The sequence below is a fragment of the Clostridium sardiniense genome (assembly GCF_019753795.1).
GTDB classification, from domain to species: Bacteria; Bacillota; Clostridia; order Clostridiales; family Clostridiaceae; genus Clostridium; species Clostridium sardiniense.
Map to the genome: position 1 here is coordinate 54,194 of NZ_JAIKTU010000008.1, position 20,909 is coordinate 75,102.

At 28.9% G+C, this 20,909-nt stretch carries 20 protein-coding genes; 12 read left to right on the forward strand and 8 right to left on the reverse strand.

The features are described from left to right. Window positions 1-77 precede the first annotated feature (77 nt). Window positions 78-1,388 (forward strand): sodium-dependent transporter, encoded by a 1,311-nt coding sequence (locus K5V21_RS10740; RefSeq protein ID WP_221861252.1) that lies wholly within the window; start codon window positions 78-80, stop codon window positions 1,386-1,388. A 331-nt stretch (window positions 1,389-1,719) separates the two neighbouring features. Here K5V21_RS10740 and K5V21_RS10745 read toward each other — a convergent pair whose 3' ends face one another. Together K5V21_RS10745 and K5V21_RS10750 are read right to left on the reverse strand one after the other, a co-directional pair. After that, window positions 1,720-3,126: a C69 family dipeptidase gene (locus K5V21_RS10745; protein ID WP_221861253.1), complete on the reverse strand. Its 1,407-nt coding sequence runs from the start codon at window positions 3,124-3,126 to the stop codon at window positions 1,720-1,722. A gap of 405 nt (window positions 3,127-3,531) precedes the next feature. Next, window positions 3,532-4,743 carry a multidrug effflux MFS transporter gene (locus K5V21_RS10750; RefSeq protein WP_221861254.1) on the reverse strand — a complete coding sequence of 404 codons (1,212 nt, stop codon included), beginning with the start codon at window positions 4,741-4,743 and terminating at the stop codon, window positions 3,532-3,534. A gap of 325 nt (window positions 4,744-5,068) precedes the next feature. Here K5V21_RS10750 and K5V21_RS10755 point away from each other — a divergent pair, with 325 nt between their 5' ends. Next, window positions 5,069-5,980 (forward strand): CPBP family intramembrane glutamic endopeptidase, encoded by a 912-nt coding sequence (locus K5V21_RS10755; protein WP_221861255.1) that lies wholly within the window; start codon window positions 5,069-5,071, stop codon window positions 5,978-5,980. Window positions 5,981-6,016: 36 nt separating this feature from the next. Here K5V21_RS10755 and K5V21_RS10760 read toward each other — a convergent pair whose 3' ends face one another. Continuing rightward, window positions 6,017-6,538: a hypothetical protein gene (locus tag K5V21_RS10760; protein WP_221861256.1), complete on the reverse strand. Its 522-nt coding sequence runs from the start codon at window positions 6,536-6,538 to the stop codon at window positions 6,017-6,019. 161 nt (window positions 6,539-6,699) lie between these two features. Here K5V21_RS10760 and ybaK point away from each other — a divergent pair, with 161 nt between their 5' ends. The 3 genes from ybaK (at window position 6,700) to K5V21_RS10775 (ending at window position 9,880) form a co-directional block, all read left to right on the forward strand. Further along, on the forward strand, window positions 6,700-7,170 hold the full coding sequence (ybaK, locus tag K5V21_RS10765; protein ID WP_221861257.1) for a Cys-tRNA(Pro) deacylase: 471 nt from the start codon (window positions 6,700-6,702) through the stop codon (window positions 7,168-7,170). Window positions 7,171-7,233: 63 nt separating this feature from the next. Next, entirely contained in the window at window positions 7,234-8,310 is a 1,077-nt protein-coding gene (locus tag K5V21_RS10770; protein WP_221861258.1) for an AI-2E family transporter, read from the forward strand. A 133-nt stretch (window positions 8,311-8,443) separates the two neighbouring features. Further along, window positions 8,444-9,880 (forward strand): NAD(P)/FAD-dependent oxidoreductase, encoded by a 1,437-nt coding sequence (locus K5V21_RS10775; RefSeq protein ID WP_221861259.1) that lies wholly within the window; start codon window positions 8,444-8,446, stop codon window positions 9,878-9,880. 68 nt (window positions 9,881-9,948) lie between these two features. Here K5V21_RS10775 and trhA read toward each other — a convergent pair whose 3' ends face one another. After that, window positions 9,949-10,596 (reverse strand): PAQR family membrane homeostasis protein TrhA, encoded by a 648-nt coding sequence (trhA, locus tag K5V21_RS10780; protein ID WP_221861260.1) that lies wholly within the window; start codon window positions 10,594-10,596, stop codon window positions 9,949-9,951. 220 nt (window positions 10,597-10,816) lie between these two features. Between trhA and K5V21_RS10785 the strand changes: the two genes are divergently transcribed. Both K5V21_RS10785 and K5V21_RS10790 read left to right on the forward strand, forming a co-directional pair. Beyond that, the gene (locus tag K5V21_RS10785) at window positions 10,817-11,401 is read left to right on the forward strand and encodes a DUF1836 domain-containing protein (protein ID WP_221861261.1); all 585 of its coding nucleotides are present in this window, start codon (window positions 10,817-10,819) and stop codon (window positions 11,399-11,401) included. A 5-nt stretch (window positions 11,402-11,406) separates the two neighbouring features. Beyond that, window positions 11,407-13,110, forward strand: a complete 1,704-nt coding sequence (locus K5V21_RS10790; protein WP_221861262.1) for an ABC-ATPase domain-containing protein — start codon at window positions 11,407-11,409, stop codon at window positions 13,108-13,110. A 102-nt stretch (window positions 13,111-13,212) separates the two neighbouring features. Here the strand turns inward: K5V21_RS10790 and K5V21_RS10795 are convergent, their stop codons facing one another. Beyond that, window positions 13,213-13,650 (reverse strand): GNAT family N-acetyltransferase, encoded by a 438-nt coding sequence (locus tag K5V21_RS10795; protein WP_221861263.1) that lies wholly within the window; start codon window positions 13,648-13,650, stop codon window positions 13,213-13,215. Between the two features lie 114 nt (window positions 13,651-13,764). Between K5V21_RS10795 and K5V21_RS10800 the strand changes: the two genes are divergently transcribed. The 4 genes from K5V21_RS10800 to K5V21_RS10815 all read left to right on the forward strand — a co-directional run bounded on the left by K5V21_RS10800 (window position 13,765) and on the right by K5V21_RS10815 (window position 18,250). Then, window positions 13,765-14,724 carry an alpha/beta hydrolase gene (locus tag K5V21_RS10800; RefSeq protein WP_221861264.1) on the forward strand — a complete coding sequence of 320 codons (960 nt, stop codon included), beginning with the start codon at window positions 13,765-13,767 and terminating at the stop codon, window positions 14,722-14,724. 29 nt (window positions 14,725-14,753) lie between these two features. After that, window positions 14,754-16,760 (forward strand): molybdopterin-dependent oxidoreductase, encoded by a 2,007-nt coding sequence (locus K5V21_RS10805; RefSeq protein WP_221861265.1) that lies wholly within the window; start codon window positions 14,754-14,756, stop codon window positions 16,758-16,760. Between the two features lie 64 nt (window positions 16,761-16,824). Beyond that, window positions 16,825-17,148 carry a DUF5661 family protein gene (locus tag K5V21_RS10810; RefSeq protein WP_221861266.1) on the forward strand — a complete coding sequence of 108 codons (324 nt, stop codon included), beginning with the start codon at window positions 16,825-16,827 and terminating at the stop codon, window positions 17,146-17,148. Window positions 17,149-17,314: 166 nt separating this feature from the next. Then, entirely contained in the window at window positions 17,315-18,250 is a 936-nt protein-coding gene (locus tag K5V21_RS10815) for a DUF2935 domain-containing protein (RefSeq protein WP_221861267.1), read from the forward strand. 88 nt (window positions 18,251-18,338) lie between these two features. Here the strand turns inward: K5V21_RS10815 and K5V21_RS10820 are convergent, their stop codons facing one another. Then, on the reverse strand, window positions 18,339-18,587 hold the full coding sequence (locus K5V21_RS10820; protein WP_204594181.1) for a spore coat protein: 249 nt from the start codon (window positions 18,585-18,587) through the stop codon (window positions 18,339-18,341). A gap of 12 nt (window positions 18,588-18,599) precedes the next feature. Further along, entirely contained in the window at window positions 18,600-18,785 is a 186-nt protein-coding gene (locus K5V21_RS10825) for a hypothetical protein (protein WP_204594180.1), read from the reverse strand. A gap of 358 nt (window positions 18,786-19,143) precedes the next feature. Here K5V21_RS10825 and K5V21_RS10830 point away from each other — a divergent pair, with 358 nt between their 5' ends. Continuing rightward, complete coding sequence (locus K5V21_RS10830) at window positions 19,144-19,965, forward strand: alpha/beta fold hydrolase (RefSeq protein ID WP_221861268.1); 822 nt, start codon at window positions 19,144-19,146, stop codon at window positions 19,963-19,965. 96 nt (window positions 19,966-20,061) lie between these two features. On the opposite strand, the gene K5V21_RS10835 is transcribed toward K5V21_RS10830, so the two are convergent. Beyond that, window positions 20,062-20,871, reverse strand: a complete 810-nt coding sequence (locus K5V21_RS10835; protein WP_221861269.1) for a DUF2935 domain-containing protein — start codon at window positions 20,869-20,871, stop codon at window positions 20,062-20,064. Between the last annotated feature and the right edge of the window lie 38 nt (window positions 20,872-20,909).

Consider the following 20,909-nt stretch of genomic DNA (forward strand, 5'->3'; position numbering starts at 1 on the left):
TAAATTTAATCATCAAGTACATAATAAATATGTATATTGATTAGTAGGATAGTAGGATAAGAAGGGGGACATTAAAAATGAAAAGAGAAAAATTTAGTAGTAAAGTAGGATTTGTATTGGCGTGTATAGGAGCGGCAATAGGGCTTGGGAACATATGGATGTTTCCATACAGGCTTGGTCAATATGGAGGTGCGGCATTTTTAATACCATATTTCATATTTGTTTTTGGACTTGGTACGATAGGGCTTATGACGGAATTCTCTTTTGGGAGAAGATTTAAGGGTGGATCATCAACTGGACTTAGTAAAATACTTAAAGATAAAGGAATAAAATTTAATAGGCTTATTTCCTTAATACCTGCAATTGGACTCATGGGAGTATTCATGTTTTATAACATTGTTATTGGATGGATAATAAAATATTTTGGTATGAGTATAACAGGTAATATATCAAAAGTAGATATACCAAATTATTTTAATTCTTTTGCAGGAACTAGTAGTTCTATATTCTTTAATTTTATAGCCATAGCCATAACTCTTGGAATTGTATACCTTGGAGTGACAAAGGGGATTGAAAAGATAAATAAAATAATAATGCCAGCATTATTTATAATATTTATATTACTTGCAATTAGATCTTTAACACTTCCTAATGCAATGGAGGGAGTTAAGTATCTTTTAACACCAGACTTTTCATATCTATTAAAGCCAGAAACTTGGGTTATGGCTTTAGGTCAAGCTTTTTTTACAGTTTCTCTTAATGGATGTGGAATGGTTGTATACGGAAGCTACATTGATAAAGACTTTGATATTCCAAAATCAGCATTTAGCACAGCTGTATTAGATACATCAGCAGCACTTTTAGTATCATTTGTAATAATGCCAGCAGTATTTTCTTTTGGATTAGACCCACAAGCTGGGCCACCATTACTTTTTATAACAATGCCAACAATATTTAAATCAATGCCAGGAGGACATATATTAAGTGTTATATTCTTTTTAAGTATACTTTTTGCAGCTATAAGCTCATCAATAAATATGCTTGAAGGGCCAGTTGAAGCTTTGATGGAAAAAACTAAGATTACAAGAAAAAAAGCCTCAATACTTGTTGCACTTATAGGATTTATATTATCAATACCTTTAAATTTGAGCATGAGCGGTTTTGATAATTTTACTAATTTAATAACAATAGTTATATCACCAATTGCAACTCTTATAGTTGCTTTAACCTTTTATTTCATGCATGGAGCAGATAATGTCCTTGAAGAAGTTAATATTGGAGCTAAAAGAAAGCTTGGTGATGGATTTATAGTTATGGGTAAGTATGTATTTAGTATAACAACAATATGTGTAATAGTACTTGGTATTGTTTATGGGGGTATAGGTTAGAAATATCTATTGAAGTATATTTTATCATAAGAAAAAAAGTAATTTAAAGAAATAAAAGAAAACTAACTTCATTGCACTAGAGAGAATGTTTTTAGAGATCATTTTTATTTATTACGATTAGAGTTTAATGATTATTAGGATTTTTATATATTAGCCACATAGTATAGAACTATGTGGCTTTTTGTTTTTCTTTTTGATAGTAGACTAATATAAATTTCAATTTGAATTATAAAAATATTATGTTACATTAAAAAATACTTTTAAAATTTAGGCTAAATTTATTTTTTAATGTAACTAAGCTCTTAATTCAATGTTTTAGTCAAAGTGAACTTTATAAATTTTTATCCATATCAAATGTCAATTTTGAAAGTTCAATGCTTTTAACTACTAGTTCTCCAATGTATTTCATAGTAATTTCACGCATCTTAGCAACAATTTCATGATTTTTATTTGTTAAGAATTTAGTTGCTTCTTCATTCCTTAAGTATTTACCAGCTTCATCTGTTTCATTAATAATTCTAATTAAGAATTCACGACACTCTTTTAAATAATCTAAATCAGATTGTATTAATTTGCTGTAATGGCCTTCTACTAAAGCGGTAACTGTACGATACATCCAATAAGCATCAGTTAAATTCCATTCTAATTTTGTATCACTATAGCTTGGATCTGAGTCGTTAGAATTTCCGTAAAATGGTACATAAGGTGTATAAGCAGGAACACCTACACATATCCACATTATTGTAGACAAATCTTCTGGTACATTATTTCTAACTTGCATTACATGAGAATTTTGAGTACGGTTTAAAGAAATTGGTCTGAATAAAAGTTTTTCAGTTTCTGTTCCTTTACCATATGGATCATATACTGTCTCATCATAATGAGAACTTAAAATATATTCTACATCTTCCACAGAAAGTTTTCTATTTGCATGGAAAATGAATGGTAAATCATTAGAATCAGGTTCTTGTTTAATATCTGGATTAAAATATCTTTGTCCAAACCAAACTCTTGGAGTATTATAGTGACGATCTTTTTCTGTGCTTGTACCAAAAATTTTACGGAAGTTCCATCCAGATAAATTTGGATTTAGATTATTTTTTTCTACAAACTCTTGAATTCCTTCTGACCACATAAAGTTTTCATTATCATTAAAATCTATCTCTTCAATAGATACTTGGTTTGCAATTACACAGCATGCATCATCTGGTATTCTTTGAGCTACCCAATGATGTCCTGTTACTATTTCCATATACCAAACATCATTTTTATCACTAAAAATAACACCATTTCCTTCTGCAGAACCATGTGTTTTAATTAAATTACCTAAATACTCAACACCATGTTTTGCTGAATCAATGTAAGGGAGTACCATAAGCATCATAGAATCTTCAGCTAATCCATCTGATAATAAGGGGTCATAAGCTAGTACATGTTCATTTGCATAAACACTTTCTGTTGCACTCATTCCTACATTTTTTTCATTAAAGCCACTTTCTCCAAAGAATCCTTCTTTTTTTATATCTACATTTGGAACAATTTGATACCTATAAGCGGCTTTAGGTAGCTCTGCCTTAAATCCATTTTGATTAGAAGAATAAATACCACTTTGTTCTTTATTGGATGCTTGAACATAAAATCTTTGTGGATTATAAGGTGCAAAAGTATCGTCATTTCTACCGATAATTGTTGAACCATCAATTGAAGCTTTTTTTCCTACTAAAACAGTTGTACACATAATACATTCCTCCTAAATTTTTTATTTACATATTTTATATTACATAGTAACATTTTCAAGACACTCTATAATTCATATGATATACTTTAAGATTATTTTGTAAATCCTTCTAAATTTTAATTATTGATACCTAAAGTGCTTATTTATAACGTTTAATATACTTTTTAAAATGGATACTATAAAAAGTTTAATTAACTATATTTAATATTGAGAATGTTATAATAGTTATGAAATATTTAAAAAATATTTAGTGTACTTTAGTTAAATAGTAATTTGAATTAGCTATGGCTAACATTTTTAAATTAAACATATAATTATTTAAGAAATTTTTATAGAAGAAATGAAAAATAAATATTTATATAAATTAAAAGACTAGGAATTCACTCCTAGCCTTTATTTTAAAGTTTAGTATGTTTGTTTTATGAAAGGTTTTTTATGGAATAGAATCCATAACGTTAAACTAGTTATAGCAACAATTAAATACATAGTTCCAATGGCAACTATTTTATTACCTACATTTAAAGTTATAAGGAACATTCCAACGCTACCCATTATTGTATTCGCAAAGCTTATAAGAGAAGAGGCTGAGCCTATGTTGGTATCTTGTTGAGCTAACATTAAGTTCGTACTAGGTGGTCTTAGCATATTACCACAAAGCATAGCAGGAACTAGTGAAATAGAGAAAATATATGGTGATTTATTTCCTACTAAAATTAATAAAATTCCACTTAAGATTAAAACTATAAAGTCTATAGTCATAATAGTATTACTTTTAAATTTCTTTGATAATTTAACATAGAGAATTGGCCCTATTATTAAAAATATAGCAGAGAAAGAATAGAAGTAAGTATAAACATCATCTTTTAGACCAAAGCCATCGATGTAGATATAAGATGACATAGTTATATAGGCCATAAGTGGTATTGATGTTATTGAAAATATAAGCATAAGTAATGAAAATCCTGGATTTTTACTAACAACTTTTAAATTACCAAAAACTTTAGATATTTTTTGAGTGCTGTAAGTTACTAAAGTTTCTTCTAATAAAATCCCACCAACTATACCAATTACACTAACAATTGTTAAAGTCCAAAATATTCCGTGCCATGAAGAATATTTTAATATAAGTGCACCTATTGAAGGAGCAATAACTGGTGTAGTCATCGCTATTGATTGAACTAAAGCTAACATAGCGACTAATTTTTTGCCAGTATAGACATCTTTCATCATAGCAGTAGAAACTGATACGGCAGAACCACTGCCTATAGCTTGAATTATACGAGATATTATAAGTGTTTCAACGCTACTTGAATTTGCACATAAAAAACTTCCTATACAATAACAAGTCATTCCTATTAAAAGAATTTTACGTCTTCCGTATTTATCACTTAATGGTCCCCAAAATAACATACCAATTGCATAGAAAATAAAGAAAAATGTTATTGTTAAGTTTAATGTACTTATATCTGTATGAAAAGTATCTACCATTTTAGGTAATGCAGGTAGATAGAGGTCAGTAGACATAGGGACAAAGGCGCTTAAAAATCCAATAAATAATATAAAACCTTTATCTCCTAAGAATTTTTGAGTATTATTGATTTTTTCTTCTGTGTTCATTTAAATCTCCCTGTGTATTCAATTTTATAATAAAAAACAAGAACTTAGACATTTACATTAGATAATTGACTAGTAATGTAAATGCCTAAGTTATTGCATAAAGAAATGATAATATCAAATTAAACATAAGTCAATGTAAGGAAAGGTCTATGTTTACTTTATTTTCTATAACTTTTAAATATTAAAAATAATTTCTTAAGAATTTATAAGTAAATTTATATATAAAATAATAGTATAGAGAATTAACAAAGGAATAGATAAAATGATAGGTAAATAATAGTTGTAACTATTAAACAGATTAAGCATAAAAGGGAGATAGTTTATTTTGAGAAATTTATTTAGTTCAAATGGAAGCTTATTTAAAAAAGTTAAAGATGGGAAGCCATCAGGAATTATATTTACGTTATTACTTCCTATAATAGTGCCATTCTTAGCACTTCCTATAGTAGTATTAATTACAATGATTATTAAACTTTTAGGAATATGGAGAATTGGAGCGTTTGCATCTATAAATAGGCCTTTAGGTCTTATTATATCAACAGGATCAGTAATTATAGTATATTTTCTAATAGTTAAATTTAAAGAAAAGAGAAAAATAGCTACTATGGGATTCTCACTTAAAGATAATGCTGTATTTAAATACATAAGAGGATTTCTTATAGGGGTTTTAATGATTTTTATAGTTGCTGTTTTAATAGTTGCTATAGGTGATGGAAAATTTGTATTTAATAAAAATTTAGACTTTTCTTTTTTAATATCCTTTATATTTATGATTATAGCTTGGATTATTCAAGGTGCATCAGAAGAAATTATGATGAGAGGTCATATGTTGCCAGTTTTAGGGGTTAAAATTTCACCTATAGTTGCAATAATAATATCATCGTCATATTTTGGAGTACTTCATCTTGGAAATCCAGGTGTAGCACCGCTTGCTATAGTAAACCTAATATTATTTGGAATTTTCGCTGCTATATATGCAATTTATGAGGAAAGTCTTTGGGGGGTATGTGCATTACATAGTGCTTGGAATTTCGCGCAAGGAAATATATTTGGATTTCTAGTAAGTGGTACAGAGACAGGTGTAGGAAGTATTATAAACACGAAAATATTAGAAAATAATTTAATTAATGGTGGAACATTCGGACCAGAGGGCGGGGTTATAGTTACTTTAATATTGGCTATTGGAATAGCTATTTTAGTATACTTACTTATAAGAAAAAATAAATTAAAGATATAAAAATAAGCTAACCTATATTTTAAAATATAAGTTAGCTTATTCTATTGTAACCTTATTTATATTTTGCCAAGCATGTAGTTTTTCTTTTATTATTTCACGATGTTTAAGATTAGGTCTAATTTTAGTTTTCAAAATATATTCTTTTGGAAATATAGTTTTAATATCTTTATTATGAGAGATAGATTTAAAATCAGTAACAATAAAATCTTTATCATTTTTTGAGATAGATATTACTCCATTGAAATCTTCATTAGATGTGTTTTTAGCTGTATTCTTATCAACTTTATATCCAGATAGAGAGTATGTTATATAGGCAAGAAGTACATTGTTTTTAACTTCTTTTCCTACAATGTCATATGATAAAAATATTTGATTTGCATTAGAAAAGTGCTTATCTTTATAATCCTTTTTTAAGTAATTAGATATAACATTATCTAATCTTTTATAAGAGATAAAATTTTCTTCTTTATTTAAACTTTCATTAGGAATATACTCTTGTTCAAAAGCAAATAAAAAAATAATGGCAGTTGATACAAGAATTATAATTAATTTCTTCAAAAAATCACCCCCTATAAGAATAGTATAAAGCATGTCTAACACCTAATTAACAACAAAAGGGTTAAAAAAAGGAATATTTAAGGTTACATTAAGGAAAATATAAGATTTCAAAAATAATGTGTATAATAAATATATGAGATTTTAAAAATGGAGTGATTATTATGCAAAAGACTAATGCGATGAGAATATTAGACAAGAATAAAATAGAATACAATGCACTTGAGTATGACTGCTCAGACGGTCATATAGATGGAGCTTCAGTAGCAGAAAAGACAGGGCAAGATCCAAAGACAGTATATAAAACATTAGTTACAATTGGTAACTCAAAAAATCTTTATGTATTTGTTATTCCTGTACTTGAGGAATTAGACTTGAAGAAAGCTGCAAAGGTATCAGGGGAGAAAAAAGTTGAAATGATACATGTTAAAGATATAAATAAACTAACTGGATACATAAGGGGAGGTTGTTCTCCTATAGGAATGAAAAAACAGTATAAAACATTTATACAAAAGGAAGGACTAGAACTGGAAAAGATAGTTTTTAGTGGTGGAAAGATAGGACTTCAGATAGAGATGAATCCAAAAGATATAGAAAAAGCAATTAGAGTGAATTTTGAAGATTTAATAAAATAGTAGTATGTATGGTATAAGCTAACTTGGATAAACTAACCTTATAATGAAAAAGGAGAGTTTATTATGAAAACAAAGAAGGTTATATCGTATTTAATTATAGCTAATTTAATAGTAATTTTATTATATATCCTTGGAAATTTTAAAGTAATAGATGAATTTATAGATGTATTTGTTTTGGTTATATTCACACCAATGATATTTGGAGTTTTTTTATTTTATATATTGAAACCATTAAATGAGATATTTATAAGAAAGGGATTAAAGCGTTCTATGGCAACAGCTTTAACACTTGTTATTTTTATATTTGTGCTATCAGGTATAGCAAAGTATTTTGGAGAATATTTTATAAAGCAGATAATACAATTAAGGCAAATTATAAATTCAATATTAATAGAAAATAATATAAGAGAATTTGCAGAAAAAGGTTTTAATGATGGTCAATTAAAAGTATTTATAGATGGATTTGCTAATCAGATTATAAGATATATTAATTTAATACTATCTAATGTAGGTGGAATATTTAATAAGGGAATGATGTTATTTTCAAATGTTATACTTGTTATTTTAATAACTTTTTTCTTGTTAAGAGATGGAGATCAGTTTAAACCTCATGTACTTAAATATTGCCCTAAGAAATATCAAGGTACTGCTGAGGGTATACTATCTGAAAGTGATACAGTATTATCAAGTTATATAATAGGTCAGGCTACAGTAGCATTATCTTTAGCAATAATGGTCTTTATAGGATATAAAATAATAGGTATGCCAGGTGCGTTATTTTTAGCAGGATCGACATTTGTATTAGCATTTATACCTTTTGTTGGATTTTTTATATCCATGATAATCCCATATATACTTGCAGCATCTATGGGACTAGGTATGATAATTAAACTTACTATATTATTTATAATAGCTCAGACTTTAAAAGGAAGAGTAGTTGTACCATTTATTATGGGAAGGGCCATGAAGATACACCCAATAACGGATATATTTTTAGTTGTAGGAGCTGCTGCAATTGGAGGTCCTATAGCAGCTTTTTGTATAGTTCCTATATATTCATTATTAAAAGTGATTTTGAAAAATTTAAGAGATAATGGTTATATATCTTATGAAAAAATAATAGAGAAAAAATTCAATTAGAAAATAATAAATAACTATCTTATAATTCTATGATTATAAGATAGTTATTTATTCATGTAAATGTTTAAATTGGTGATATAATTGGTATTAAGAACTATGAGGTAATAAAAATTATTATTAAAGGGGTGATATTATGTATGATGTTGTAATAATTGGTGGTGGAGTTATTGGTGGAAACATCGCTAGAGAACTTTCAAAATACAAATTAGAAGTCTGTATGATAGAAAAAGAGGAAGATGTTAGCTGTGGCTGCTCCAAGGCTAATAGTGGAATAGTACATGGTGGATATGCAGATACTCCAGGAACATTAAAGTCTGAGCTTTGCGTTAAAGGGAATAGAATGTTCGCTGATCTGGAGAAGGATCTAAATTTTGGTTATAGGGAGACAGGCTCTCTAGTATTAGCATTCTCAGATGAAGAGAAGGAGCATTTAGAAAAACTTTATAATGATGGTATAGAAAATGGAGTACGTGGACTTAAAATAATAGATGGTGAAGAAGTAATTAAAATGGAGCCTCGTCTAAATAAGGAAGTAAAGTGGGCGTTATATTGTAGTGATGCAGGGGTATGCTCTCCATATGAATTTACTATAGCCCTTATAGAAAATGCCATAAAAAATGGAATGGAATTAAGACTAAGTGAGGAAGTTATAGGACTTGAAAAGTCAGGAGATATATTTAAAGTTAAAACTAATAAATGTGTTATTGAATCAAGATATGTAATAAATGCAGCTGGTGTATATAGTGATAAGGTATCAAAAATGATAGGAGTAGACACATTTGATATTATTCCTAGAAAGGGTGAATATATAATATTTAATAAAGATCAAGCTTATTTAGTGAATAAAGTAATATTCCAAGTGCCTACTAAAAAGGGAAAAGGGATATTAGTTACAACAACTTATCATGGCAATCTTTTAATAGGTCCAGATGCAGAGCAAGTTGCTCATAAAGATGATGTATCTACAGATGAAAAATCTCTTAGAGAGATTGTAGATTCTGCAAGAAAATCAGTAAGTGGATTTGATATGAAGAAGGCTTTAACTTCTTTTGCTGGGGTAAGACCCACTAGTTCAACTAAAGATTTTATAGTGGAGGAGACTGATGTTAAAGGATTCCTAAATGTAACAGGAGACTCACCAGGACTTACATCATCACCTGCAATAGCTAAGAAGGTAATTGGAATACTTAGAGATTCAGGACTAAAATTAGAAGAAAATAATCATTTTATTGCCTATAGAAAACCTATATTTATTAAAAAAGATAGGGACTTTAAAGGAGATATTAATGCAATAGATCCAAAGAAACATATAATATGTAGATGTGAAGCAGTCACTGAAGCTGAAATAGTAGATGCACTAAATAGAGAGATAAAGATTTGCTCTATAGATGCTATTAAAAGGCGTACAAGAGCTGGGATGGGTACATGCCAAGGGGCATTTTGTAGACCAAGAGTTAGAAAGCTTATTGCGGAAACTCTAAATATAAAGGAAGAAGATGTAGGTGGCTTAGCACCAAGGTCCTCAGATCTCCATAATAGAGTTAAAAGAATGGATATAATGAAACTTTAATATAAACATAAAATGAGTGTCTTTACTGTTATATAAATAATAATAGTAAAGACACTCATTTTGTTATATTAAATAACGTAAAAGAATACTGCTATAAAGTGGCATAGAGTTCCAAGCATTATAAAGATGTGAAAAATTTCATGAGTGCCAAAGGGTCCTATTTGAATTCTATCATCCTTAAATGCGTAGATAATCCCACCAATTGTGTACATAACTCCCCCAAGAACTAGTAAAAATAAAGCTTGAGGTACTAATACTTGTGATAATGGGTATATTGCAAATATAGCAAACCAACCAATTGCTATATACATTACACTTGAAATCCATTTAGGGCAACCAACCCAAAACATTTTAAATATAATTCCAAGTACACCAGAGGTTAATACTGCTCCAAATAGAATCCAACCAATTTTATTGTTGAGAGCTATTAAGCAAAATGGTGCATATGAACCTGTGATAAGTACAAATATCATTGAGTGATCTAATTTTTTTAATCTATATATTACCTTTTCGGTAGAAATAACTGAGTGATAAGTCGCAGAAGCTGAGTAAAGCAAAATCATGCTGATTCCAAACATAATAACTGACAGTATAGCAATAAATCCACTATGGGTTAATATCGCCTTTATAACTAAAGCTATTAATCCTACTAATGAAAGAGCAGCACCTATAAGGTGAGTAAGCCCATTTACTGGTTCTCTAAAATATTTATCCATACTTAAACCTCCAAAAAATTCCACGTAGTTTTTATAACTACTTATTATAATATTATTATATTATTTATAACTAAATATGGTCAAAGTTATTATTGACTCAAAAATGAGTAAAAATACTTAAAATACTGTAAAAATATTGAATTATCTCCGAAATACTATTATTATTAAAATATAGATATTTTGACACGTAGTTTTTGAAACTAGATTGGGAAGTGAAGTTATGGAAAAAAAACAAATAATAAAGTTGATAGAGGAAATGGCATTAGAGAAAAATATTAGATTAGAGGATATGCCGGAAATAGATCTATATATGGACCAAGTTATACAGTTATTTGAGAGTAAATATAATGACTCTAAAAGAAATGAAGAAGATAAGGTATTAACAAAAACAATGATAAATAATTATGCTAAGGGTAAGCTTCTTATGCCAATTAAAAATAAGAAGTATTCAAAAGAGCATTTAATACTTATGAGCCTCATTTATAATTTAAAGGGCAGTTTATCAATAAGTGATATAAAATCATCTTTAGATCATATAGTAAAAGAATTTGAAAATGGATCAGAATATCCTTTAAGAGAGGTGTATAATGCTTATTTAGAACAGTGTGAAGAAGATTTAGATAGCTTTAAAAATAGCGTTTGTGATAAGGATGAATTAGTAAAAAATAAGGTTAAAAATGATAAAGATAAGGATTTTGAAGAAAAGTTTCTACTTCTATGCTCAATGATTAATATGAGCAATATGTATAGAAGAATGGGAGAAAAAATTATAGATGAGTTCTTAACTATAGAAGGAGGAAAATAAAATTTATGAAAAATTTAAATGATCTAAAGAAGCAAATAGATTCTATAGATGGTAGAGGTTATAAATCTTATAAGACATTAGAGGGAGATTATGATTTTTCAGATTATATACTTCATATAGATCATGTTCAAGGAGATCCATTTGCATCACCATCAAGAATAAGAGTAAGTATGAAAAGTAATGTAAATAAGATTCCATATGATTTATTTAATGAAAACCATAAAAGAATAGCAGTTCAAGATTTTATAACTAGGGTTTTTTCTCAAAATATAAATAGATTTGGAGAAAGGGTTATGGGGTCTGGTAAAAGTGGAATGATAAATATAAGTAGATGCCCACAAGAAATACTAGATAGAACAGCAATTGTTATAGATAAAGATAAAATTGAAGCGAGATTTGAAGTTGGATTTCCAGCTAGAGGAAGAAGTGTTTTAGGAAGAGAACTTCAAAAGATACTTTATGATTTCTTACCGAAAATAGTAGATGATAGCTTAAAATATGAAAGGCTAAATAAAAATAAACTTATAAATAGAGTTAAACTTGTATGTGATCAAGAGTTTATAAGAGAAGAACTTAAAAGACAGGGATTAGTTGCATTTGTTGCTAATGGATCAATATTACCAAGAGAAAGTGGTGTATCAACTAGACCATTAAGAGATGGAAGAGAATTTATATCACCAAAGGAATTAGAGGTATCAATAAGCTTACCAAACAAAGGACTAATTAAAGGAATGGGAATAAAAAAGGGAATAACTTTGATAGTTGGTGGAGGATACCATGGTAAGTCAACTCTTTTAAATGCTCTAGAACTTGGAGTATACAATCACATAGAAGGTGATGGAAGAGAGTATGTTATATCTGCTAGCACAGCTATGAAAGTTAGAGCTGAAGATGGTAGAGCAATAATAAAAGATGATATATCTTTATTTATAAATAACCTTCCAAATGGAAAAGATACTAAGAAATTTACAAGTGAAAATGCTAGTGGTAGTACATCACAGGCTGCAAATATAGTTGAGGCAATGGAATCAGGAAGCGAGCTATTACTTATAGATGAAGATACATCTGCAACTAATTTTATGATTAGAGATGATGTTATGCAAAGCTTAGTATCTAACGAAAATGAGCCAATAACTCCATTTATAGAGCTTGTTAGAGGAATATATGAAGAAAAGGATATATCAACTATCATAGTTGTTGGAAGTTCTGGAGATTATTTTGATATTGCAGATACTGTAATACAAATGGATGCATATGAGCCAAAGGATGTAACAAATAAAGCTAAGGGATTAGCTAAGGGACTTATTCTTAAGAGAATAGAAGATAGAGATTTAAAGATTGACATAAACTTTGATAGAAAGTTATTAAAGGGATCAATAGAGAAGGGTCCAAAGGGTGTGAAAATTAAGACTCTAGGGGTAGATGGACTTAATATAAATAGAGAAGAATTAGATTTAAGATCTGTTGAGCAAATAGTAGATAGAGAGCAAGTAACTACAATCGGAAACGTAATGAAATGGGCTGATGATAAATTAATTAATAACAACCTTACTATGATTGAAATAACAGATAAAATAATAGATGAGATAAAGAATAAAGGTTTACTATCAATTAGTGGAACTAAAGGTGGAGCGGGGAACTTAGCTCTTCCAAGAAGACAAGAAATAATGGCCGCATTTAATAGATATAGAAAGCTTAGAATAAAGTAAATTTTAAAATAACAGTAGCTAGATTCGTACAAAGACATATCTAGCTACTGTTTTTTTGTGATTAATTATATGATTCAATCTGTAAGCAAAATGATCTTGTACTTATAAATCTTTAGTCATTTTCATATGTAAAATTCCTACTTCTGTGAATTCTTCACCTATCTTTTTATAACTAATTCTTTCATAAAATGGTATAGCTGTTTTTCTAGCATTTAGTATTATTTTAGTAAAACCTTTATCTTTAGCAAAGCTTTCTGCAAAAGATATAAGTTTTTTTCCTATATGTTTATTACGTAAAGATTCATCTACAGCGACTTGTCTCATTTGAAGTGTAGTATTATTAAATTTCCTTAGTAGAAGTGTACCCACAACTTTAGAATTAATAATTGCACAAATATGATAATCATCTACTTCTATTTCTAAAGCATCATCTGATATATCCATTCCTAAAGGCTTTCTTAAAACATTATCTCTAAGCCTCAATTCAGATTTATATTCTGGAGTATTAAAAAATACCTCTTTTATTATTATCTCATTCATTAAAATTCACCCCAAATTAATGTATTTATATTAAGATTTTATTATATATAGTTATTTGTGAACAGTATATAATAAAAATTTAGTATATTATTAAGTAGGAGGGGATGTGTAGGTATGAAAATAATAATTTCTATATTAGTAGTAATTATAATATTATTAGGTGGGGTATTGGGTTTCGTAGGAAATTATTTTTATAATTTAGCACTTAATCCACACATGTCAAAGGATGCAATATTTGGTGCAACTGAAGAAGCAAGTAGTGATGCAGTATCTCAAGATGAAACTAGTGGGGAAACTAGATCTGAAGATCTAGAATGGCTTTTAGCGGAATCAGATTATAAAGATAAATATGTAAAGTCTAATGATGGGCTTAAACTTCATAGCTATGAAGTTAGAAATACAAAGAAAACAAACAACTGGGTTGTAGTTGTTCATGGATATACTAGTGAAGGAAAGCAAATGTCTAGCTTTGCAAAACCTTTTTATGATATGGGATATAATGTACTAATTCCAGACTTAAGAGGGCACGGAAAAAGCGAAGGTGACTATATAGGCATGGGATGGGATGATAGATTAGATATTATAAAATGGATAGATCATATACTAGAAGAAGATAAGAATGCAAATATAGTACTTCATGGAGTATCAATGGGGGCTGCTACAGTTATGATGACAGCGGGAGAAGAACTTCCAAGCAATGTTAAAGCTATAATTGAGGATTGTGGTTACACTTCAGCTTGGGATGAATTTTCATATCAATTAAAAGCACTTTTTAAGTTGCCATCATTTCCAGTAATGAATGCAGCGAGTATAGTTAGTAAGATAAGAGCTGGATATTGGCTTGGAGAAGGCTCTGCAATAAAGCAAGTTGCTAAATCAAAGACACCTATGCTATTTATACATGGTGATGCAGATGACTTTGTTCCATATTTTATGTTGGATGAACTATATAATGCAGCAACCTCTGAGAAGGAAAGGTTAGTAATAGAAGGTGCTGGACATGCTAAGGCAGCAACAGTAAATCCTGAACTTTACTGGGATACAATAAAGAAATTTATAGATAAGAATATTTAAAATACTTTATAGAAATAAAGGAGGACTTTATGAGAAAGTTAAGTCATGGTTGTACTTTAGATTGCTTTGATTGCTGTAAATTTAATGTTTACGTTGAGGATAATAATATAATCAAAATAGAAGGTGATAAGGGACATCCATACACTAAAGGATTTGTATGTAAAAAGGGACTAGCTCATTTAGATAGATTAAATCATAAAGATAGAATATATAGCCCAATGATAAAAAGAGATGATAAGTGGTTGGAGATATCATTTGATGAGGCTTTAGATATAATGGCAGAGAAATTAAAAAAGTATAAAACTGATTTTGGTTCAAAATCAATTATGTACTATGAACAATACGGCAATGGAGCTTTATTAAAGAGCATAGGCAATATATTTTTTAATATGTATGGTGGTGTAAGTACATCAAAAGGGGGACCGTGTTGGAGTGCTGGAATAATGGCACAGAAATATGATTTTGGAGATGTTAGAAGCCATTCATTAGAAGATATGTTAAATAGCAAAAGTATATTTGTTTGGGGTAAAAATCCTGCATTTACTACTATTCATACCATGCAAATGATTAGAAAAGCTAAGGCTAATGGAAGCAAAATAGTAGTAATAGATCCTATATATACTGAGACTGCTAAAATTTCTGATTTATATATAAGAGTTAAGCCAGGTGGAGATTATGATTTAGCTTTAGCAATGGGAAAGATAATCATAGAAAAAGATTTATGTGATTTTGAATATATAGATTCATATGTATTAGGATTTAATAATTATAGAAGATATATTGAATCGTTAGAACTAGATGAACTTTTAAAAAGATCTGGAGTATCTAGAGATGATGTAGAAAAATTAGTTGAGTTATATACTAATAAATACTCTACACTTTTATTAGGTTATGGAATGCAAAAATATAAAAACGGTGGAAATACGATTAGAGCTATAGATGCTTTAGGAGCTATAACAGGACAAATAGGTTTTAGCGGTGGAGGAGTAAACTATGCAAATAAAGTTTATCCTAAAATATTAAATGGAGATCCTTATAATAGCGAAAATTTCGGTGATAATAGACTGTTTTATGTAAGTGATATGAGTGATTTTATTGACGAAACAATAGAGGGTGATACCTATTATAAAAATGGAATATTTACTAATGATATAAAAAATAGAGAAGATTTAGAGAAATTAAATATTCCAATAAAGATGGCTGTTATAACTAAAAGTAATTTATTAAATCAATTAGCTGATTTAAATAAGATTAAGGATTCAATAAATAAAATTGAATTTAAAGTTTGTTTTGATATGTTTATGACAGACACAGCAAATATGTGTGATATGGTTATCCCAACTACAAGCACATTAGAAAGTGAAGATTTACTATTTAGCTCAATGACAAATCCATATATTATTTATAATGAGAAACTTGTAGAACCTAAGAATAAGTATATGGATGAGTATTATTTCTTTATGGAATTAGCAAAGAGAATGGGAATAGAGAAATATCCATTAGTCTCAAAGAAAGAATATTTAACTAAAGTGATAGAACCACTTAAAGGTTATTATAAAGATATATCATTAGATAAAATAAAAAATGAATATATAACAATACATGAGAGCATTCCATGGGAGGATAAAAAATTTTTAACACCATCAGGCAAGTTTGAAATTTCTTTATATAGAGATAACTTCAAAGATAATAGGGAAGGTAAGTTTAGACTATTAACTAATCATGGCAGGGATTCTCTATCTAGTCAGCATTTCATGGATACAGAAGGTATATCTAAAGCTTATATAAATGAGAAGATGGCAAAGAGTATAGATATATCTAATGGAGAGACGGTAAACTTAAAATCAACAAATGGAGCAATAAAAGTAGAAATAATTATAGATGAATCTGTAATTGATGATGTTGTAATGATGTATGTAGGATGGTGGAATAAGCATGGAAATCCTAACTTATTAACAGAGTCAGGAATATCAGATATAGGTGGACAAGTAACATATAATGAAACCTTTGTAGAGATAGAAACTAAGCGTAAATAGTGTCTCACATTTTGGATATAAAGCATATAATAACCTTGAAAAATAATATTTATGGAATGAAGAAATGAAGCACAATGATTGGGTAATAATGAAATTTAGAGGGGAGCCAAATAAGAAATCTTTCACTCTTGAAGAGGCAAGGAAAATAGCAAAAGAATTGAAGATCGATTTTTCTAAAGAAAAGTTTGATATAGAACAATTTAGAATGGGATTAGATGTGGAACTTGAGCACGGCAGTAAGGTCCCAAGTACCAATGTCACTCATGATGACCCTATATTAACAGGGAAAATAGCTTTGGCACACTTGATGGAATTTCCGGATTATTATACAAGACTTAAAAAACTTGAATCTGAGGCTAAGGCTTATTGGAGCAAAAAAATAACATAGGGATATTATTTATAAATTAGATACACAATCTTTATAAGATTGTGTATCTTTTTATACTTAGAAATATTTTCGTGATTATAAAATGTCATCAAAGGGAAAAGGTGACAGGAACTTAAAATAACCTTTAAGAATATAATATAATAAATTTTTTTTGGGGAGAAAAGTTATGATAAGTAATAAAAAGTATGTTGTACTATCGTTAGAGTTACATTTATTTTTTGCAAGAATAATGAAAGAACATTCTCTTTTTTTAGAGGCAGGTTTTACACCTAAAGATTCTAAACTTGCTAAAGAAGCGGATTGTTATAAGCGAAGATTTGAGGAAGTTTTATTAGAAGCAGTTAAATTAAGTGACGGTATAATTAGGGAAGAAGTATTAGAGTCTGGAGAATTTTTTACTGACTATACATTAAGCACGGAACGAAAAACAGAGCACTTTACAGGCATAAAGATAAATGAAAAGATAACTATGATGGAGCTAAAGCTACACTGTGAAGAACATAAATATATTAAGTCTGAAACGGTTAAAGATGTAAAGCAGCTTAATAAGAGAGCAAGGAGATTAGTAGAGGGTCTTATAGATTTAAAGATGAGAATATTGGATTGTGTACTATGTTGTGAGATATTTACAATGAATTATCCTCTACTTATTGAACATATAATCAGAGAGGCAAAATTATATCGTGATTATATAGTAAATCTTGAGAATAATGAAAATGTTGAGGAGATTGATAATAGAGATATTAAAGAAACACAGTTATTCTGGGATAGAATTATGATGGAGCATGCGTTATTTATTAGAGGATTACTTGATCCGGCTGAGAATAATTTAATTGATACGTCAGATAAGATTGCTAAAGAGTATGATATGATTATTAAAAAGGCACGTAGAATGACTGATGAAACGATGTCTGATGTTACTATGGAAACTCTAAATGAAACAATTAAAATTAAAGATTTTAAGCAAGCTGGAACAAAGGGGATAGATGAATGTAAAATACGATCAATAATTTTACCTCTCCTTGGAGATCATGTACTAAGGGAAGCTAACCATTATATTAGAATATTAGAAAAATATAAAGGCAAAATGGAAGAATGTTAGGGGTTATAGTTAATTAAAAAATTATCTATAAGGTATTAATAAATTAGGAGAGGTGAATTTTAAAAAATTCACCTCTTTTTGTTTGATATTAGCCTTTTGACATTTGTTGTTTAACTGTTGCTACTTCTTCAGGTTTTGCTTGTTCAGCAGGTATGTAATATCCCTTTTCTCTCGCTTTTTGGAAAAGAGCATATTGACGAGTTTCATCTTGGTTTCTCATCATTTGAATAGTTTCACGAAGTTCTTTATTTTCTGTTTGAGCTATTATACCTCCATAGCCAGCTAGACTAGCATTTAAGCCAGCAAGGTAATCGCTTATCATTTCTTTTTCTTGCATAAATAATACCTCCTATCCTAAGAAGGACATTAATTTGTCCTTACTTTTTTTAGCATCTTGAGCATCTTTTTGTAACATTTGCTTTAATGTTGCATCTGTACATTGATTAGAGTAATCTGTTAATTTTTTTTCGATTGTACCATGAGCACCAATTAGGTGACGTAAGTTTTGTAATTCTAATTCGTTTAAATTAGCCACAATATTCAACTCCTTTTGTTTAATGTTCAATATTAATATCTGCAATCTAGTAAAAAGTTATTCTTAATTAAGCAATGGTTATTTTAGATTATTAATTCTAATAATGGTATATTTAGATTAGTATATAATTAATTCTTATAGATAAAAATAAATTGTAAAATTTAAGTGTAGTTAATTATTTTATTAGAAATGATAGAAGAGAACCTAGCAATTCAATAGATTAAAGAAACATACATTATTTATTCATTCATTTACGAAAGAGATATATAAGCATCTAAATATAGTATATTAAATTCACGAATATGTATGGATAGAGTATTATAATAATGAAAACTCTTAAATAATGGGGAATTAAATAATGGGATATTATGTTGAAGTTGATTCAAATGTAAAAGTATATGTAGAAGACCTTAATGAGGAAGGAAATAAAACAATTGTATTTTTACATGGATGGCCAGGTAGTCATGAGCTATTTGAATATCAATTTGATTATTTTTCAAAAAAAGGCTATAGGTGTATTGGATTGGACCAAAGAGGTTTTGGTAAGTCTGATAGACCAAAGGATGGATATGATTATAATACATTAGCTGATGATGTAAAGTGTGTTATGGAAAGGTTAGAATTAAAAGACTGTACATTATTGGGGCATTCTACTGGTGGAGCAATTGCTACAAGATATATGGCAAGGCATGAACAATATGGGGTATCAAAACTTGTACTTTGTGCAGCAGCGGTTCCTAGTCTTATAAAACGAGCAAATTTTCCTTACGGATCAAAAGTGGAGACAGTTGAAAGTATTATAGAGGGAACTTATAGAGATAGGCCTAAAATGTTAGAGGATTTCGGTAAAATATTCTTTCATAAGAAGATAAGTAGACCATTTTCTGAATGGTTTTTACAATTAGGATTTCAAGCGGCAGGATGGTCTACAGCAGCAATTGCTAACACTTGGATTAATGAATGTTTATTTGAAGATTTGGAGGAGATTTATGTTCCTACATTAATTTTGCATGGTGTTCATGATAAAGTTGTTTTACCTCCACTTGGTGAAGCACAAAGAGATCTTATTAGAAATTCTAAGCTTATAAAGTTTGAAAAGAGTGGTCATGGATTATTTTATGATGAAAAAGATAGGTTTAATAAGGTGGTAAGATGTTTTATTGAAGAGGGGAATTATTAAATGTATTTTATTTCTTTTTGATAATTTTAAATAGTATAGAAATATAAATTTTAAGCCAATAAAAAAGAGCATTTCTGCTCTTTTTTATAAACAATATTAACAATCTATCCTTGGCTTAGTTGGATCACATTCTGGTCTTTTTACCTCTGAAACCATAGATAACTTTGTTAAATAATAGCATTCTTCCCTATACATATGATCAAGTATAAGAGGTCTCAAAGTTCCTAAAACCTTCTTTTCTATAACTAATTTTTCTAACTTCTTTAAAAATTTCTTAAAACATAACATTTCTTCATCTGCATCTTGATTTAATTTATCTAATGCTGGAAATTTATTTAATCCAGTTCTCATATATCCTTTCATTTCGGTTGCTTTTTCATATAATGTATCGAACTTTTTCCTATACTTCATACTAAGTTTTATTAAGTCTTTTTCAGACATATCAAGTGAACTTGAAATTGATGCGGCGTGACCAGATCCATCAAGTAGCCATAACTTATGATAATGTATAGGGTTTAATAAACTTAGCTCCTTATTCACAAGACAGCTTAGAATAAATATATATTCTTCTACTTCATTGACCATATGATTTATAAATGTTGGGGGAAGGTTAATCTTTATGTTACCTACTAATAGTTCTTTAATAATATGAAGTTTAAAAGCGCGAATTTCACAAGCAGCATTATAGGCTGAATTATTTAGATTCGCAAGTTCTTCTTCGTCTAATTTCATTTTAGATTGGTCTAAAAGTTTATCAAATAAATGTATAAAGTGCTTCGCTCTCTGTATGGTTTCCTTCTCTTCCTCTGCCAAGGCCATTAGTATGAACCTAGAGTGGTCTCCCAATATCTGCAACCAAAAGCGATGTTCAAATAATATTTCGTTTCTATAATTCCAAGTTTCCAAAACATTTCTCCATTAAATATTTCTTTACTAAATTATAT

Excerpts from the sequence above, each read along its gene's own strand:
- K5V21_RS10830 (WP_221861268.1), top strand. The coding sequence starts at position 19,144 with ATGGGATATTATGTTGAAGTTGATTCAAATGTAAAAGTATATGTAGAA.
- K5V21_RS10775 (WP_221861259.1), top strand. The coding sequence starts at position 8,444 with ATGTATGATGTTGTAATAATTGGTGGTGGAGTTATTGGTGGAAACATC.
- K5V21_RS10785 (WP_221861261.1), top strand. The coding sequence starts at position 10,817 with ATGGAAAAAAAACAAATAATAAAGTTGATAGAGGAAATGGCATTAGAG.
- K5V21_RS10795 (WP_221861263.1), bottom strand. The coding sequence starts at position 13,650 with ATGAATGAGATAATAATAAAAGAGGTATTTTTTAATACTCCAGAATAT.
- K5V21_RS10820 (WP_204594181.1), bottom strand. The coding sequence starts at position 18,587 with ATGCAAGAAAAAGAAATGATAAGCGATTACCTTGCTGGCTTAAATGCT.
- trhA (WP_221861260.1), bottom strand. The coding sequence starts at position 10,596 with ATGGATAAATATTTTAGAGAACCAGTAAATGGGCTTACTCACCTTATA.
- K5V21_RS10770 (WP_221861258.1), top strand. The coding sequence starts at position 7,234 with ATGAAAACAAAGAAGGTTATATCGTATTTAATTATAGCTAATTTAATA.
- K5V21_RS10790 (WP_221861262.1), top strand. The coding sequence starts at position 11,407 with ATGAAAAATTTAAATGATCTAAAGAAGCAAATAGATTCTATAGATGGT.
- K5V21_RS10810 (WP_221861266.1), top strand. The coding sequence starts at position 16,825 with ATGAAGCACAATGATTGGGTAATAATGAAATTTAGAGGGGAGCCAAAT.
- K5V21_RS10750 (WP_221861254.1), bottom strand. The coding sequence starts at position 4,743 with ATGAACACAGAAGAAAAAATCAATAATACTCAAAAATTCTTAGGAGAT.
- K5V21_RS10805 (WP_221861265.1), top strand. The coding sequence starts at position 14,754 with ATGAGAAAGTTAAGTCATGGTTGTACTTTAGATTGCTTTGATTGCTGT.
- K5V21_RS10745 (WP_221861253.1), bottom strand. The coding sequence starts at position 3,126 with ATGTGTACAACTGTTTTAGTAGGAAAAAAAGCTTCAATTGATGGTTCA.
- ybaK (WP_221861257.1), top strand. The coding sequence starts at position 6,700 with ATGCAAAAGACTAATGCGATGAGAATATTAGACAAGAATAAAATAGAA.
- K5V21_RS10815 (WP_221861267.1), top strand. The coding sequence starts at position 17,315 with ATGATAAGTAATAAAAAGTATGTTGTACTATCGTTAGAGTTACATTTA.
- K5V21_RS10740 (WP_221861252.1), top strand. The coding sequence starts at position 78 with ATGAAAAGAGAAAAATTTAGTAGTAAAGTAGGATTTGTATTGGCGTGT.
- K5V21_RS10800 (WP_221861264.1), top strand. The coding sequence starts at position 13,765 with ATGAAAATAATAATTTCTATATTAGTAGTAATTATAATATTATTAGGT.